14 protein-coding genes are annotated in these 15,369 nt (G+C 68.1%); 7 read left to right on the top strand and 7 right to left on the bottom strand.

Going from position 1 to position 15,369, the window contains the following annotated elements:
- Positions 1-10: 10 nt before the first annotated feature.
- From glpK to EO174_RS00135, 7 genes are all read right to left on the bottom strand, one after another.
- Positions 11-1,510, bottom strand: a complete 1,500-nt coding sequence (gene glpK, locus EO174_RS00165) for a glycerol kinase GlpK (protein WP_104583856.1) — start codon at positions 1,508-1,510, stop codon at positions 11-13.
- 132 nt (positions 1,511-1,642) lie between these two features.
- Positions 1,643-2,461, bottom strand: coding sequence for an MIP/aquaporin family protein (locus EO174_RS00160; RefSeq protein WP_016904933.1), 819 nt, complete (start codon positions 2,459-2,461; stop codon positions 1,643-1,645).
- Positions 2,462-2,640: 179 nt separating this feature from the next.
- Positions 2,641-4,155, bottom strand: coding sequence for a glycerol-3-phosphate dehydrogenase (glpD, locus tag EO174_RS00155; RefSeq protein ID WP_126941562.1), 1,515 nt, complete (start codon positions 4,153-4,155; stop codon positions 2,641-2,643).
- Between the two features lie 223 nt (positions 4,156-4,378).
- On the bottom strand, positions 4,379-5,206 hold the full coding sequence (locus tag EO174_RS00150) for a DeoR family transcriptional regulator (protein ID WP_126941561.1): 828 nt from the start codon (positions 5,204-5,206) through the stop codon (positions 4,379-4,381).
- A 55-nt stretch (positions 5,207-5,261) separates the two neighbouring features.
- A complete protein-coding gene (locus tag EO174_RS00145; RefSeq protein ID WP_126941560.1) occupies positions 5,262-6,245 on the bottom strand; it encodes a PDR/VanB family oxidoreductase in 984 nt (327 codons plus the stop codon).
- A complete protein-coding gene (locus tag EO174_RS00140; RefSeq protein ID WP_104650581.1) occupies positions 6,238-7,041 on the bottom strand; it encodes a GntR family transcriptional regulator in 804 nt (267 codons plus the stop codon). The genes EO174_RS00145 and EO174_RS00140 overlap by 8 nt, the downstream gene beginning before the upstream one ends.
- Positions 7,042-7,063: 22 nt before the next feature.
- A complete protein-coding gene (locus EO174_RS00135; protein WP_104583851.1) occupies positions 7,064-8,140 on the bottom strand; it encodes an aromatic ring-hydroxylating dioxygenase subunit alpha in 1,077 nt (358 codons plus the stop codon).
- 256 nt (positions 8,141-8,396) lie between these two features.
- Between EO174_RS00135 and EO174_RS00130 the strand changes: the two genes are divergently transcribed.
- The 7 genes from EO174_RS00130 (at position 8,397) to pcaD (ending at position 15,121) form a co-directional block, all read left to right on the top strand.
- Positions 8,397-9,260 carry a CoA-transferase gene (locus EO174_RS00130; RefSeq protein ID WP_126941559.1) on the top strand — a complete coding sequence of 288 codons (864 nt, stop codon included), beginning with the start codon at positions 8,397-8,399 and terminating at the stop codon, positions 9,258-9,260.
- Positions 9,257-10,045, top strand: a complete 789-nt coding sequence (locus EO174_RS00125; RefSeq protein WP_126941558.1) for a CoA-transferase subunit beta — start codon at positions 9,257-9,259, stop codon at positions 10,043-10,045. The genes EO174_RS00130 and EO174_RS00125 overlap by 4 nt, the downstream gene beginning before the upstream one ends.
- Positions 10,042-11,250 carry a 3-oxoadipyl-CoA thiolase gene (pcaF, locus tag EO174_RS00120; protein ID WP_104650584.1) on the top strand — a complete coding sequence of 403 codons (1,209 nt, stop codon included), beginning with the start codon at positions 10,042-10,044 and terminating at the stop codon, positions 11,248-11,250. The genes EO174_RS00125 and pcaF overlap by 4 nt, the downstream gene beginning before the upstream one ends.
- 80 nt (positions 11,251-11,330) lie before the next feature.
- Positions 11,331-12,059, top strand: coding sequence for a protocatechuate 3,4-dioxygenase subunit beta (pcaH, locus tag EO174_RS00115; protein ID WP_126941557.1), 729 nt, complete (start codon positions 11,331-11,333; stop codon positions 12,057-12,059).
- A gap of 4 nt (positions 12,060-12,063) precedes the next feature.
- On the top strand, positions 12,064-12,627 hold the full coding sequence (pcaG, locus tag EO174_RS00110; protein WP_126941556.1) for a protocatechuate 3,4-dioxygenase subunit alpha: 564 nt from the start codon (positions 12,064-12,066) through the stop codon (positions 12,625-12,627).
- 312 nt (positions 12,628-12,939) lie between these two features.
- The gene (locus EO174_RS00105) at positions 12,940-14,322 is read left to right on the top strand and encodes a 3-carboxy-cis,cis-muconate cycloisomerase (RefSeq protein ID WP_206515024.1); all 1,383 of its coding nucleotides are present in this window, start codon (positions 12,940-12,942) and stop codon (positions 14,320-14,322) included.
- Between the two features lie 10 nt (positions 14,323-14,332).
- Entirely contained in the window at positions 14,333-15,121 is a 789-nt protein-coding gene (gene pcaD / locus EO174_RS00100; RefSeq protein ID WP_126941554.1) for a 3-oxoadipate enol-lactonase, read from the top strand.
- Positions 15,122-15,369 lie beyond the last annotated feature (248 nt).

The following is a 15,369-nucleotide window of genomic DNA, read 5'->3' as shown; positions in this document are numbered from 1 at the left end:
ATGGCAGCGGTCAGCTGATGCGGAAGCCCATCGTCGCTTCCACCGCCTGCTGCCAGCCGGCATACAGTTGTTCGCGCTTGTCCTCGGCCATGGTCGGCTCGAAGCGGCGATCCACCGCCCACTGCTTGGCGATCTCTTCGCGGCTGCTCCAGAACCCGGTTGCCAAGCCGGCCAGATAGGCCGCGCCGAGCGCGGTGGTTTCGGCTACTTCCGGGCGCAGCACCGGCACGTTGAGCATGTCGCTCTGGAACTGCGCCATGAAATCGTTGGCGATTGCGCCGCCGTCGGCGCGCAGTTCCTTCAGTTCGATGCCCGAATCGGCCTGCATCGCGGTCAACACGTCGCGGGTCTGGTACGCCATCGATTCCACCGCCGCGCGCACGAAATGTTCCTTGGTGGTGCCGCGGGTCAGCCCGAACACCGCGCCGCGGATATCACTGCGCCAGTACGGCGCGCCCAGGCCGACGAAGGCCGGCACCAGATAGACCCCGTCGTTGTCGCCGGCGCGTTCGGCATAGGCCTGCGAGTCGCTGGCCTTGCCGAGCATGCGCAGGCCGTCGCGCAGCCATTGCACCACCGACCCTGCGACGAAGATCGAGCCTTCCAGCGCATATTCGACCTTGCCGTCGATGCCCCAGGCAATCGTGGTCAACAGGCCGGCCTTGGATGCGACCGCCTTGTCGCCGGTGTTCATCAGCGCAAAGCAACCGGTGCCGTAGGTGTTCTTGGCCATGCCCGGTTCGAAGCAGGCCTGGCCGAACAACGCCGCCTGCTGGTCGCCGGCGATGCCCGCGATCGGCACCTGCTCGCCATAGAAATACTGGGTCTGGGTCATGCCGTAGATTTCGCTGGACGAGCGCACCTCCGGCAGCATCTCCTTCGGCACGTCGAGCATGGCCAGCAGCTCGGCATCCCATTCCAGCGTGTGGATGTTGTACATCAAGGTGCGCGAGGCATTGGTGTAGTCGGTGACGTGCACCTTGCCGCCGGTGAGATTCCAGATCAGCCAGCTGTCGATGGTGCCGAAGGCCAGCTCGCCGTTACGCGCGCGCTCGCGGGCGCCGTCGACGTGGTCGAGGATCCATTTGACCTTGGTGCCGGAAAAGTACGCATCGATCAGCAGGCCGGTCTTGTCGCGCACCATCTGCTCGTGCCCGGCCTCCTTGAGCTGCGTGCAGATGTCCTTGGTCTGCCGCGATTGCCAGACGATGGCGTTGTAGATCGGCTGGCCGGTGGCCTTGTCCCACACCACCGCGGTCTCGCGCTGGTTGGTGATGCCGATACCGGCGATCGAGCGCGCATCGATCTGCGCGTTGTTGAGCAACTCGGTGATCGTGGTGTAGACGCTGGTCATGATCTCGCGCGGGTTGTGTTCCACCCAGCCCGGCTGCGGAAAGATCTGGCCGAACTCGCGCTGCGCCACGCCGGCCACCTTGCCGTTGCGATCGAACAACATCGCCCGTGAACTGGTGGTGCCTTGATCGATCGCAAGGACGTATTGCTTTTCCATCGGAGATTCCTCGAACAATGCCGGCGCTGACGCACGGCGAGAAAGGGGGCAGTGCACGCCGCTGCGCGAAAGGCCGATAAAACCCAGCCTGCCCGGCGGCGGCGCTGTGCTGTCAGTCGTGCAGCAGGGCGATCAGCGCGGATCGAGCGGTTTGCCGCCCTGCAGATGGCGCACGCGTGCCGGCAGGAACGGCAGGATCAGCCACTGGTAGGCGAGCGCGCCGATCGGGCCGCCGATCAACGGGCCGACAATGGGAATCCACCAGTAGTTGTCCTTGGCCGGCAACGCGGCCTCGCCCCAGCCGGCAAGGTAGGCGAACAGACGCGGGCCGAAATCGCGCGCCGGATTCATCGCCCAGGCTTCCAGATAGCCCATCGATGCGCCCAGCGTGGCCACCAGCAGGCCGATCATCAGCGCGCCGGAATTGGCGGTCGGCGCAGCTTCGTTGAACTGCTCGGTGATGGCGAAGATGCCGAAGATCAGGAACGCGGTGATGATGATCTGGTCGACCAGCGCATGCATTGGCGTGACCGCAAGGCCGGGGGCGGTGAAGAACACTCCGGCGGCGCCACCGGCTTCGCGGGTGAGCTGCTGCACCTGGTTGTAGTGGTCGATCACCGGGCCATACAGCTGGTAGACGATGGCCGCGCCCAGGAACGCACCGATCACCTGCGCGCCCCAGTACGGCAGCACCTTCTTCCAGGAGAACCCGCGGAACAATGCCAGCGCCAGCGTCACTGCCGGATTGGCATGGGTGCCGGACACCGAGCCGGTGACATAGATCGCCAGCGTCACCGCCAGGCCCCAGGCGATGCAGACGCCCCAATAGGCGTTCTGGTACGGGCTGGGATCGTAGAGGACGTACATGGCCGCGACCGAATCGCCGAGCGCGATGATGATGAACATCGCCACCGCTTCGGAAATCAACTCACCCACCAGTTGGCGGCTCATGCGCGCGACCCCATGCCGAGGGCGACGACGCAGGCAGGATGGTGCGATGCGCGCATCGGCGCGCAGGGGTGCTGGGTAATGCTCATCTGGGGGTGCCCTCCACGTGACTCAGGATGATGCCGGCGAATGCGCCAGGATACGTTGCCGAACGACCCGTCCTCGCCGGCAACGCGGTTCGATCAGGCCGGCACGGCATCCGCCTGCCGGACCGATTGCGTCTGCAGGTACGCTTCCAGGCGCGCGCGCCCGGCCGCGTCGATGCGCAGACCGAGTTTGCTGCGGCGCCACAGGATGTCGTCGGCGGTCACGGCCCACTCGTGGGCGCACAGGTAGTCCACCTCGGCCTGGTACAGATCGGCACCGAAGTGCGTGCCCAATGCCGCGATATCCTGCGCATCGCCCAGCAGCTGCTCCGCGCAGGTGCCGTAGTTGCGCACCAGCCGCTGCGCGGTGGGTGCCGGCAGCCACGGGCGTGCCGTGCGCACGCGTTCGAGCAGGCTGGCGATATCGCGCTGTTCGCCGCCGGGCAATGCATCGCCGCGCGCGGTCCATGCCGGCTTGCGGGCACCCAGTGCCTGGGTCAGGCGGTCGACCGCTTCTTCGGCCAGCTTGCGATAGGTGGTCAGCTTGCCGCCGAAGACGTTGAGCAACGGTGCGCCGTCGGTGAGCACTTCCAGCTGGTAATCGCGGGTGACTTCGGCGGCGTTGTCTTCGGCATCGTCGAGCAGCGGGCGTACGCCGCTATAGCTCCACACCACATCGGCAGGGGTGATCTGCTGCTGGAAATACAGGTTCACCGCCTCGCACAGGTACTGCACCTCGGCCGCATCGATGCTGGGCGCGGCGGGGTCGGCCTGGTAGTCCACGTCGGTGGTGCCGATCAGGGTGAAGTCGTGCTCGTACGGAATGGCGAACACGATGCGCCGATCCGGTTGCTGGAAGATGTACGCATGGTCGTGGTCGAACAGTTTTGGCACCACGATATGGCTGCCCTTGACCAGCCGCAGTGCGTGCTTGTGCGGCACCGCGGCCACCTTGTCCAGGAACGACACCGCCCACGGCCCGGCCGCATTGGCGAGCGCGCGCGCCTGCACGGTGCGGCGGCGGCCGTCGCGGTCTTCCAGTTCGGCGTACCAGAAGCCCGCATCGCGCCAGGCACCGACACAGCGCGTGCGCGTGCGGATCTGGGCACCGCGCCTGGCGGCGTCCATCGCATTGAGCACCACCAGCCGCGCGTCCTGCACCCAGGCATCGGAATAGACAAAGCCGGTGCGCAGCGATTCCTGCAGCGGCTGGCCGACCGGGTGCGTGCGCAGCGACAGCCGGCGCGAGCGCGGCAGGCTGCGCTTGCTGCCGCCGAGATGGTCGTATAGGAACAGGCCGGCGCGAATCATCCAGGCCGGGCGCAGATGCGGTTGATGCGGCAGCAGGAAGCGCAGCGGCCAGATGATGTGCGGGGCCAGCCGCAGCAGCACTTCGCGCTCGGCCAGCGCCTTGCCGACCAGCGCGAACTCGTACTGCTCCAGGTAGCGCAGGCCGCCGTGAATGAGCTTGGTGCTGGCGCTGCTGGTATGCGCGGCCAGGTCGTCCTGCTCGCACAGGCACACCGACAGGCCACGCCCGGCCGCATCGCGGGCGATGCCGACCCCGTTGATGCCGCCGCCTATCACCAGAAGATCGTATGTCTCGCCCATCGGTGTCTCCGTCCGGGCGCGCAGGAGCGAACCCAAGTTGTCATGTTCGAACATATTCGAACATCAAACCTTTTTGGAACGTGAAGAGCTGCGACGCCCGGGCTGCGGGCGACGTTCTAATGTTTGAGCCTATCGGGAACTCAAATTCGATCGCCAGGGTGGATCGATCGGGCGATTCAATCGGGGTGTGCATTGCGCAAACGCACACAAACGAACAATCGGCTCAGCCGGCGTTGCCGGGCGCGGCCAGGTGCACGCGGGTGCCGGCCTCGGCAAGCACCGTGGCCAGTTCCTGCGGCGGCGGCCGGTCGGTGAACCAGTCGTGCACCTGGGCGATCGCGCCCAGTCGCACCATGGCGTTGCGGCCGAACTTGCTGTGGTCGGCGGCCAGCAGCACCTGCCGCGAGTGTTCGATGATGGCCTGGGCCACGCGCACTTCCTGGTAGTCGAAATCCAGCAAGGTGCCATCCAGGTCGATGCCGGAAATGCCGATCACCCCGAAGTCCACCTTGAACTGCCGGATCAGCTCCACCGTCGCCTCGCCGGTCACTCCCTGGTCGCGCCCGCGCACCACGCCGCCGGCCACGATCACCTCGAAGCTGGGATTGGCGCTGAGCATCACCGCCACGTTGAGGTTGTTGGTGATCACGCGCAGGCCGCGGTGCTGCAGCAAGGCGCGCGCGACCTCTTCGTTGGTGGTGCCCAGGTTGATGAACAGCGAAGCATCGTCGGGGATGAAGCGGGCGACCTGCGCGGCGATGTGCTGTTTCTCGCGCGCCTGCAGCGCCTTGCGCGCGGTGTAGGCCAGGTTCTCCACGCTCGAGGGCATGCTGACGCCACCGTGATAGCGGCGCAGCAAGCCGGCATCGCACAGCAGGGTCAGGTCGCGCCGGATGGTCTGCGGCGTCACCTCGAAGCGCGTCGCCAGCCCTTCCACCTCGGCAAAGCCCTGCTGCCGCACCAATGCCACCAATTGTTCCTGGCGCGGGTTGAGTGCCGGCGCCGGGACCGTCCTGTAGTGAGTCGACTCCATGCGCAGATGATCGCGCATGCGCGTGAGGATGCAAACACGCGCCGCGTGAGCGTCGGCGTGTCGACGGCCGCGCTCAGCCCAGCTCGCCCCGGTAGCCGGTATCGATGCTGATGCTGCCACCCACCGCGCGCGAGACGCAGGCGCACAGCTTGCGGTTCTCGCGGCGTTGTTCGTCGCTGAAGAACACATCGCGGTGATCGATATCGGCCGCGCTGTCCAGCACCTCGACCGCGCACAGCCCGCATTCGCCACGCCGGCATTCGGCGATCAGCTCCACCCCGGCGTCGGCCAGTGCATCCAGCATCGATTCGTTCTCGGCCACCGGCACTTCCAGCCCGAGCCCGGGCAGCTTGACCACGAAGGCCTGCGCCGGCACCCGCCCGCTGTTGCCGAAGGTTTCGAAATGCAGCCGCGCGCGCGAACGCCCGGCCGCGTGCCAGTGCTGGCGCACCGCTTCGAGCATGCCGAGCGGGCCGCACACGTACACCTCGGCAGTGGGCGACAGCCGCGCCAGCTCGGCAGCAAGCTCCGGCCGGCCGGCATCGTCGTCGCAGTGCAGTTGCAGGCGCTCGCCGAGCAGCGCTTCCAGTTCGTCGACATAGGCCATTGCACGGCGCGTACGTCCGACATAGAGCAGGCGGAACGCGCGGTGGCGGCGCGCCAGCCGCTGCGCCATGCCGATGATCGGGGTGATGCCGATCCCGCCGGCGATCAGCAGGATCTCCTCGCCGCCTTCATCCAGCGCGAAGTTGTTGCTGGGCGGGGAGATCTCCACCACATCGCCGGGCTGCAGCGTCCACATGTGCCGCGAGCCGCCGCGGCTGTCGGGCATCTGCCGTACCGCGATCTGGTAGTAGCCGTCGGCACGCGGCTCGCCCACCAGCGAGTACGAGCGCACGTCGGCGCGGCCATGCAGCTGCAGGCGAAAATCCAGATGGCTGCCGACCTCGAAGCCGCGTGCCGCGGTGCCCGGGTCGAGCACGATCTCGCGCACGCCCTCGCAGGCATCGGCGATGCTGACGACATGGGCGCGGTGCCACTGGGTGTCTTTACGCATGGGGAACTCCAGGCAGAAGGGCGGGCTGGCTGCTGCCAGCGGTGGCGGGATGGGCGCGGCCGATCAATGCACCACCGCGCACCCGGGTGATCGCCGCCGGGGTCTGCAGCACGTGGCGCAGATTGCGATGGGCCAGCCGTGCGTGTTCGCGCATCAGCGCTTCGGCACGCGCGCCCTGGCGGTCCTCGATGGCGGCGATGATTTCGCGGTGCTGGTCCTGCGCCAGGGTCAGGATCAGCCGCGCCTCGGTGCTGGTGGTCTGCGCCATGACCAGGCTGTTGGGCGAGGCGAACGGCAGCTGCAGCACGCGGGTGAGTTCGCGGCCCAGTACATCGCTGCCGGCCATGGCCACCAGCAGCGCGTGGAATTGCGCATTGGCCTGCACGTACGCGCTGAAGTCGATGGCCTGCAGCGGCGGGCCGACGATGCCGTCGAGCGTGTCCAGCAGTTGGCGTGCCTGGGCCAGTGCCGCGGCCGATGCGCCGCGTTCGGCCGCGATGCGCGCGGCCAGGCCTTCGAGCGTGCCGCGCAGCTCGATCGCATCGTGCACGTCGCGTTCGCTGAAGGCCTGCACCGCATAGCCGCCGCCCGGCAGTGCGCTGGCCAGGCCTTCCTCGCACAGCCGCTGCAACGCCGCGCGTACCGGGGTGCGCGACATGCCCAGCCGCTGCACCACCGCCAGCTCGGACAGGCGCGTTCCGGCGGGCAGGGTGCCGTCGAGGATCAGTTCGCGTAGCGACAGCAGCGCACGCGTGGTCTGCGCGGCACTGCTGCGAAACGGAGTGGTGGGCGACATACGGAGCTCCCGGCGCGCTGCCTCAGCCCACCATGCGCAGCGACAGTTCCTGCGCGCGCTGTTCCTGGGCGATCAGCCGGTCGATCACGCGGCGTGCCCACATCCCGCCGGCATCGACGTTGAGGTTGTAGAAGGTGTGATCCGGATGCGCGTCGATGGCGCGTTGCTGCGCTTCCAGCACTGCCTCGTCCTCGCCGAACACGCCGGTGACGCCTGCACGGGTGAGCGTGGTCAGGGATTGATCGTGCAGCGCGTAGTTGCGCATGAACGCCCAGAAGTAGTGGCAGGTGGTGTCGGTTTCGGGCGTGATGGTATTGAGCACGTAGCCGTTGACGCCCTGGCTGCGGTCGCCCTCCGGCGCGCCGGTGCCGGCGATGGCCACGCCGACATCGATGGCGATGGTGCCGGGCGCTTCGAAGCGGATGATCTGCCAGCGGTCGACCTTGCCGCGGTAATCCAGATGGCGCGCGATCTGGCTGGCCCAGAACGGTGGCGCGTCGATATTGCGCATCCAGCGCGACACCACCACCGAGCGGTCGCCATGCATCACCTCGAACGGCGCTTCGGCGATCTCGTCCTGGCCGATGCTGGAGCCATGCACGAAGGTCTCGTGGGTCAGGTCCATCAGGTTGTCCAGCACCAGCCGGTAGTCGCACTTGGCGTAGATGGTGCGGCCATCGCCGGCCCAGGCGGGGTCGTGCGCCCAGTGCAGGTCGGGAATCAGGCGGGTGTCGGCCTGCGCCGGGTCGCCCGGCCAGATCCACACATAGCGATGCTTCTCGGCCACCGGAAAACTGCGCACGCACGCAGAGGGATTGATGGTCTCCTGCGAGGGCATGTGCACGCAGCGGCCCTGGCTGTTGTAGACCAGCCCGTGATACCCGCACACCACATCGTCGCCGCGCAGCTTGCCCATCGACAGCGGCACCAGGCGATGCCAGCACGCATCTTCGAGCGCGATCACCGCCCCGGCGGTGCTGCGGTAGACCACCACATCCAGGTTGCAGACCTTGCGCGGGGTCAGCGCGTGCTTGATCTCGTGGTCCCAGGCGACGGCATACCACGCGTTGAGGGGAAACAGCTGCTTGGACTGGGACATGACCGTGACTCCTGGGGTTTGTATACAACCTGGGGTGCGGATCGGCAGTGGGGCGCCGGCTGGCAACCAGTTGACGCCCATGCCAGCGCTGGCGTCTGCTTGCAAGCGAAGCTATGTATACACCGGAGACAATGTTGGAGCGTCAGTCGCGCAGCGAAATTGTGCGATTATCGAATTGGTACACCGATAATCGCATTGACCGGGCCGTGCAGCTGCGCCTAACGTGACCGCACGCTCGCTGCGCAGGACCCAGGCAATGGCCCAGATCGTCCCCCTTTCAGAAGCGATGTCCCAACTGATCGCCGACGGCGACTGCGTGGCGATGGAAGGCTTCACCCATCTGATTCCGCATGCGGCCGGCCACGAGGTGATCCGCCAGCGCAAGCGCGACCTGCGCCTGGTGCGCATGACCCCGGACCTGATCTACGACCAGCTGATCGGCGCCGGCTGCGCATCGGCATTGCGGTTTTCCTGGGGCGGCAATCCCGGCGTCGGCTCGCTGCACCGGCTGCGCGATGCGGTCGAACGCGGCTGGCCGCAGCCGCTGCAGATCCGCGAACACAGCCATGCCGACATGGCCAACGCGTATGTGGCCGGTGCCTCGGGCCTGCCGTTTGCGGTGCTGCGCGGGTACGTCGGCTCGGACCTGCCGCGCGTCAACGACAGCATCCGCTTCCTGCAATGCCCCTACACCGGCGAGACGCTGGCCACCACGCCGGCGATCAACCCCGATGTCACCGTGATCCATGCGCAGCAGGCCGACCGCCGCGGCAATGTGCTGCTGTGGGGCATCCTGGGCGTGCAGAAAGAGGCCGCGCTGGCCGCGCGCAAGGTGATCGTGACGGTGGAAGAAATCGTCGACACGCTGGAGGCGCCGCCCAACGCCTGCATCCTGCCGCGCTGGGTGGTCGATGCGGTCTGCCACGTGCCCGGTGGCGCCGCGCCCTCGTACGCGCATGGCTATTACGCGCGCGACAACCGCTTCTATCTGGCCTGGGATGCCATCGCGCGCGACCGGGCACGCTTCCAGGCCTGGATCCAGGCGCACATTCTCGACACCGACGATTTCGCAGCGTTCCAGCGCGTGTACGCGCAATCGCTGCTGCAGGTGGCCGCATGAGCGACTACAGCACCAACGAGATGATGACCGTGGCGGCGGCGCGGCGCCTGCCCGATGGCGCGGTGTGCTTCGTCGGCATCGGCCTGCCGTCCACGGCCGCCAACCTGGCGCGGCTGACGCATGCGCCGGATGTCACCCTGATCTACGAATCCGGCCCGATCGGCGCGCGCCCGGACGTGCTGCCGTTGTCGATCGGCGACGGTGAACTGGCCGACACCGCCGATACCGTGGTCTCCACGCCGGAGATCTTCCGCTACTGGCTGCAGGGTGGCCGCGTGGACGTGGGCTTCCTGGGCGCGGCGCAGATCGATCGCCATGCCAACCTCAACACCACGGTGATCGGCCCGTACGCGGCGCCCAGGACGCGGCTGCCCGGCGCAGGCGGGGCACCGGAGATCGCGGCCAGCGCCAAGCAGGTGTTCATCATCATGCGCCAATCCACACGCAGCTTCGTGCCCGCGCTGGACTTCGTCACCACGGTCGGGCATCTGGACGGTGGCGATGCGCGGCAGCGTGCAGGCCTGCCCGGCGCCGGCCCCAGCGTGGTCGTCACCGACCTGTGCGTGATGGAGCCCGACTCCGTGACCCGCGAACTCACCGTCACCGCGCTGCATCCCGGCAGCACCCGCGAGCAGGTGCGCGCGGCCACCGGCTGGCCGATCCGCTTTGCCGACGCTCTGGCGCAGACCACGCCGCCCAGTGCCGCGGAATTGCAGGCGCTGCGCGCGCTGCAGGCACGCACCGACGCGGCGCACGGCAAGCAGGCAGCCGGAGCCGAGGCATGAGCGCGGTCTATCTGATCGATGGCATCCGCACGCCGATCGGCCGCTACGGCGGCGCACTGGCCGGGGTGCGCGCCGACGACCTGGGCGCGGTCCCGATCGCCGCGTTGATGGCACGCAATCCGCAACTGGAGCCGGCGCTGATCGACGACGTGTATCTGGGCTGCGCCAACCAGGCAGGCGAAGACAATCGCAATGTCGCGCGTATGAGCCTGCTGCTGGCGGGCTTGCCCAGTTCGGTGCCGGGCAGCACGCTCAATCGCCTGTGCGGTTCCGGGCTGGACGCGGTCGGCACGGTGGCGCGCGGCATCCGTGCCGGCGAACTGGGGCTGGCGATCGCCGGCGGGGTCGAGTCGATGACCCGCGCGCCCTGGGTCATGGGCAAGGCCGAGAGCGCGTTCGCCCGCACCCAACAGCTGGAAGACACCACGATGGGCTGGCGGTTCGTCAATCCGCGCCTGCAGGGCGCCTATGGCGTGGAGCTGATGGGCGAAACCGCCGAAAACGTCGCCCAGCGCCACGCCATCGCGCGCGAAGACCAGGACGCGTTCGCGCTGCGTAGCCAGCAACGCGCCGCCGCCGCACAGGCAGCGGGATTTTTCGAGGGGGAGATCACCCCGGTGCCCGTGACCGCACGCAAAGGGGGCGAGGCGACCGCTGTCGATCGCGACGAGCATCCACGCCCGAACACCACCGCCGAGATGCTGGCCAAGCTCAAGCCGGTGTTCCGCCAGCCCGGCACGGTGACGGCCGGCAATGCGTCCGGTCTCAACGATGGCGCTGCCGCCATGTTGCTGGCATCCGAGCAGGCCGTGCACGCGCATGGGCTGACCCCGCGCGCACGCGTGCTCGGCTTCGCCTCGGCGGGTGTGGAGCCGGCCTACATGGGAATCGGCCCGGTGCCGGCCACGCAGCGCCTGCTGGCACGCCTGGGCCTGGGCATTGCGCAGTTCGATGCGATCGAACTCAACGAAGCCTTCGCCGCGCAGGTGCTGGCCTGCACGCGCGCGTTCGGCCTGGCCGACGATGCCGCGCACGTCAACGCCAATGGCGGCGCCATCGCGCTGGGCCATCCCCTGGGCATGAGCGGCGCGCGGCTGGCACTGACCTTGTTGCGGCAACTGGAAGCGGTCGACGGGCGGCTCGGGCTGGCCAGCATGTGCATCGGGGTGGGGCAGGGCGTGGCGCTGGCAATCGAGCGCGTGTAGTGCGCCGATTGCAACCGCCGCTGCCGTGACCGCACACCCACGTCTTGATCCTGCCGCAGCGCAACCGATGGAGATCCCGCATGCGCGACCCCAGCTCTGACACATTGATCGATCCGCTGCTCGGCTATCGCCGGCCGCGGATCGGCACGCAGCCGGCCTACCTGCATCCACCCTACGCATCCACCGCATTGCGCGGGCCCACGCGCGCGCCAATCGAGATCCCGGCCACGCTGTCGGAAGTCACCGGGCCGCAGTTGAATCGGCTCACCCTGGGCGCGCATGCGGCCGACCTCACTGCCGGCTTCGCGGGCGAGCCGCTGGGCGAGCGCATCATCGTGTCTGGCCGCGTGCTCGACGAAAACGGCAAGCCGGTGCGCAACAGCGTGGTGGAGGTGTGGCAATGCAATGCGGCTGGCCGCTATCAACATGCCGGCGATCGGCATGACGCACCGCTGGACCCCAACTTCCGCGGCACCGGCCAGGTGCTCACCGACGACCATGGCCGCTATGCATTCAAGACCATCAAGCCGGGCGCGTATCCGTGGCGCAATCACTACAACGCCTGGCGGCCGGCGCATATCCATTTTTCGCTGCATGGCGATGGCATCGGGCAGCGGCTGATCACCCAGATGTATTTCCCCGGCGACCCGCTGCTGGCGCACGACCCGATCTACAACTGCGTGGACGATGCGCTGGCGCGCGAACGCATGGTGTCCCGCTTCGACTGGGAAAACGCGGTGAGCGAATACGCGCTGGCCTACCGCTTCGACATCGTGTTGCGCGGTCGCAAGCAAACGGTCTGGGAGTGAATCGATGAGCCTGCACACCACCCCGTCGCAAACTGTTGGCCCGTATTACCGGCTCGGGCTGGAGCCGCTGTATCGCCAGCAGCTCGCGCCTGCGCAGGCCGCAGGCACGCACGTGCGGGTCAGCGGTTGCGTGTTCGATGGCGCCGGCAATCCGGTGGCCGACGCAGTGCTGGAACTGTGGCAAGCCGATGCGGCCGGCATCTATGCGCATGCCGCCGACGCACGCTGCGAGGCGCACGATCCCGGCTTCGATGGCTGGGGCCGCGTGCCGACCGACGCGCAGGGGCGTTTTTCCTTCAGCACCATCAAGCCGGGCCGGGTCGCCGGCCCCGGCGGCGTGCCGCAGGCCGCGCATCTGACCGTGCTGGTGTTCATGCGCGGCCTGTTGCGTGGGGTGTCGACGCGGCTGTACTTCGCCGACGACCCGCAGCTGGGCAGCGATCCCATCCTGGCCCTGGTGCCGGCAGAACGTCGCGGTACGCTGCTGGCCCAGTCGCGTGGCGGCAGCGACTACGTGTGGGACATTCATATGCAGGGCGATGCGGAAACCGTGTTCTTCCACTATTGATCGCATCGTCGGCGCGCTGTTGGCTGCTGCGATGTGTCCGCGTGAGCACGACGCCTGCATCCGCGTGCAGACGCTGCACGCAGATGCAGCGCGGCAAGCAACCACGTGGCAATACGCGATGCCGTCGATGACCCGTCGCGATCGGCACGTGACCGGCGCGCCGCGCCGTGATCCGCAGGGTCAGTTGCATTGGCGAAACACGCAGGCCGCGCGCATGACCACGCCAGACAAACGCGTGTGCACGCCACGCACACCTGCGTTTGCACCACGCCCCACCGCGCACGCCAGTTGGCACTCCCGCGCATCGGTGCCATGCTGCCGGCACGCCACCAGAGGCCATGCATGACTGCGACGTCTTCCCTGTTGGGATCCCTGTTTGGCGAGCCTGCCTGCGACGCGTTGTTTGATGACACGGCGCGGGTGCAGGCAATGCTGCACTTCGAATCCGCGCTCGCTCGCGCGCAGGCGCAATGCGGCGTGATTCCCGCCGAGGCCGCGCAAGCCATTGCGGCCGCATGCGACGTGCAGCATTACGATCTGGCCGCGCTGGCGCAGGCCACCGCACTTGCCGGCAACCCCGCCATTCCATTGGTCAAGGCGCTGACCGCGCGCGTGGCCGCCCACGATGCGCAGGCCGCGCGCTGGGTGCACTGGGGCGCCACCAGCCAGGACGTCATCGACACCGGCACGGTACTGCAGCTGCGCGCCGCGCTCGACCTGCTGCTGCCGCGCCTGCAGGGCCTGTGCGCCGAGCTGGCTGCGCTGGCCGCGCGCGAACGTAACACCGGCCTGCCCGGACGTACCTTGCTGCAGCAGGCGGTGCCGGTCACGTTCGGGCTCAAGGTCGCCGCCTGGCTGGATGCGCTGCAGCGCGCGCACCAGCGCCTGCAGGCCCTGCAGCACGATGGCTTGGTGCTGCAGTTCGGGGGCGCGGCCGGCACGCTGGCGTCGTTGCAGGAGCGCGGTCTGGATGTCGCCCAGGCGCTGGCAACCACGCTGGCGCTGCCGTTGCCCGCGATGCCGTGGCATACCGCACGCGATCGCCTGGTCGAGGTTGGCTGTGCGTTCGGCCTGCTGGCCGGCATGTTGGGCAAGATCGGCGGCGACGTGGTGTTGCTGATGCAGTCGGAAGTCGGCGAAGTGTTCGAGCCGGCCGCAGCCGGCAAGGGCGGCTCCTCGGCGATGCCGCACAAGCGCAATCCGGTCTCCAGCGTCGTCGCGGTTGCTGCTGCCACCCGCGTGCCCGGCCTGGTGGCGACCTTGTTCAGCGCGATGGCGCAGCCGCATGAGCGCGCCGCCGGGCAATGGCATGCCGAATGGGAGACCTTGCCGCAGATCGTGTGCCTGACTGCCGGCAGCCTGGCGCAGATGCAAGGCTGCCTGACCGACCTGCAACTGGACCGCGAGGCCATGCGCGCGCACCTGCACAGCCATGGCGGCGCGTTGTACGCCGAGGCAGCGGTGTTTGCGTTGGCACCACGGCTCGGCAAGCCACAGGCGCATGCGCTGGTCGAACAGGCGGTGGCACGCGCCCAGGCGCAGCAGCGCCATCTGCGCGAGGTGCTCGGTGACGACGCGCAGGTAGGCGCGGTGCTCACGCAGGCGCAACTGCAGGCGGTGTTCGATGTGGACAGCTGGCGCGGCATGTCCTCGGTCTGGATCGATCGCGTGCTGGCCGGTTCCTCATCCCGCTGACGGTGCTCCGATGGCTTATCTCCAGTTGCCCACGCATCGCCTGCATTACCGTCTCGACGGCACCGAAGGCCGCCCCTGGCTGACCTTCTGCAATTCCCTGGGCACCGACCTGCACATGTGGGACGCGCAGATCGCCGCGTTTGCGCCGCATTACCGCATCCTGCGCTACGACCGCCGCGGCCATGGCGATTCGGACACGCCGCCCGGCCCGTATCGCGTTGCCGACCTGGGCCAGGACGTGCTGGCGCTGTGGGATGCGTTGCAGATCGCGCAGAGCGACTTCTGCGGCCTGTCGATCGGCGGACTCACCGGCCAATGGCTGGGCCTGCATGCGCCGCAGCGCCTGCGCCGGCTGGTGGTGTGCGCCACCGCGCAGAAGATCGGCAGCAGCCAGAGCTGGAACGCGCGGATCGAACAGGTGCGCAGCGAAGGCCTGCCGGGGCTGGTCGATGCCACCTTGCAGCGCTGGTTCACACCGCCATTTGCCACCCGCCATGCGCAGCGCCTGGACACGATCGTGGCCGCCTTCGTGTCGACCTCGCCGCAGGGCTACATCGCCTGCTGCCAGGCGGTGGCCGACGCCGACTTCCGCGGCGCGCTCGACACCCTGGAACTGCCACTGCTCGCACTGGCCGGCGACGACGATCCGGTCTGTCCGCCGGCCGATCTGCGCGAGATCGCCTATGCCGCCCCACGCGGCCACTACGCGCAGGTGCCCGGCCGGCATATCTGCAACCTCGAATCGCCGGCCGCCTTCAACGACAGCGTGCTGGGCTTTCTGCAGGCCGACCACGTGTGACCCTCGCACGCCCAGCCAGGCAGTTGTCGCACGCGCGAAGCCGGCACCTCGATCCGGCAGGTGCGACGCTCGGCATTCCCGGTCGTAGCTTGCATCTGTGCCCAGCTGACCCATGCCTGCCGCACCAGGTCGGCAACGTCGATGGCCACCATTGACACGTCAGCATCTACCTGCAGCCGCTGCGGATCTGCAGCGACCATTCCCGAATCCCGAATCCCGAATCCCGAATCCCCCATTCCCCATTCCCC

It is taken from the genome of Xanthomonas sp. BRIP62418 (assembly GCF_003993495.1).
GTDB lineage: Bacteria > Pseudomonadota > Gammaproteobacteria > Xanthomonadales > Xanthomonadaceae > Xanthomonas > Xanthomonas euroxanthea.
Note: the sequence above shows the minus strand (reverse complement) of the source record. Positions and strands in the feature narration are given on the sequence as shown.

Bases quoted from the DNA above. Each gene is read 5' to 3' on its own strand.
- glpK (WP_104583856.1), bottom strand. From the start codon at position 1,510: ATGGAAAAGCAATACGTCCTTGCGATCGATCAAGGCACCACCAGTTCA.
- EO174_RS00160 (WP_016904933.1), bottom strand. From the start codon at position 2,461: ATGAGCCGCCAACTGGTGGGTGAGTTGATTTCCGAAGCGGTGGCGATG.
- glpD (WP_126941562.1), bottom strand. From the start codon at position 4,155: ATGGGCGAGACATACGATCTTCTGGTGATAGGCGGCGGCATCAACGGG.
- EO174_RS00150 (WP_126941561.1), bottom strand. From the start codon at position 5,206: ATGCGCGATCATCTGCGCATGGAGTCGACTCACTACAGGACGGTCCCG.
- EO174_RS00145 (WP_126941560.1), bottom strand. From the start codon at position 6,245: ATGCGTAAAGACACCCAGTGGCACCGCGCCCATGTCGTCAGCATCGCC.
- EO174_RS00140 (WP_104650581.1), bottom strand. From the start codon at position 7,041: ATGTCGCCCACCACTCCGTTTCGCAGCAGTGCCGCGCAGACCACGCGT.
- EO174_RS00135 (WP_104583851.1), bottom strand. From the start codon at position 8,140: ATGTCCCAGTCCAAGCAGCTGTTTCCCCTCAACGCGTGGTATGCCGTC.
- EO174_RS00130 (WP_126941559.1), top strand. From the start codon at position 8,397: ATGGCCCAGATCGTCCCCCTTTCAGAAGCGATGTCCCAACTGATCGCC.
- EO174_RS00125 (WP_126941558.1), top strand. From the start codon at position 9,257: ATGAGCGACTACAGCACCAACGAGATGATGACCGTGGCGGCGGCGCGG.
- pcaF (WP_104650584.1), top strand. From the start codon at position 10,042: ATGAGCGCGGTCTATCTGATCGATGGCATCCGCACGCCGATCGGCCGC.
- pcaH (WP_126941557.1), top strand. From the start codon at position 11,331: ATGCGCGACCCCAGCTCTGACACATTGATCGATCCGCTGCTCGGCTAT.
- pcaG (WP_126941556.1), top strand. From the start codon at position 12,064: ATGAGCCTGCACACCACCCCGTCGCAAACTGTTGGCCCGTATTACCGG.
- EO174_RS00105 (WP_206515024.1), top strand. From the start codon at position 12,940: ATGCTGCCGGCACGCCACCAGAGGCCATGCATGACTGCGACGTCTTCC.
- pcaD (WP_126941554.1), top strand. From the start codon at position 14,333: ATGGCTTATCTCCAGTTGCCCACGCATCGCCTGCATTACCGTCTCGAC.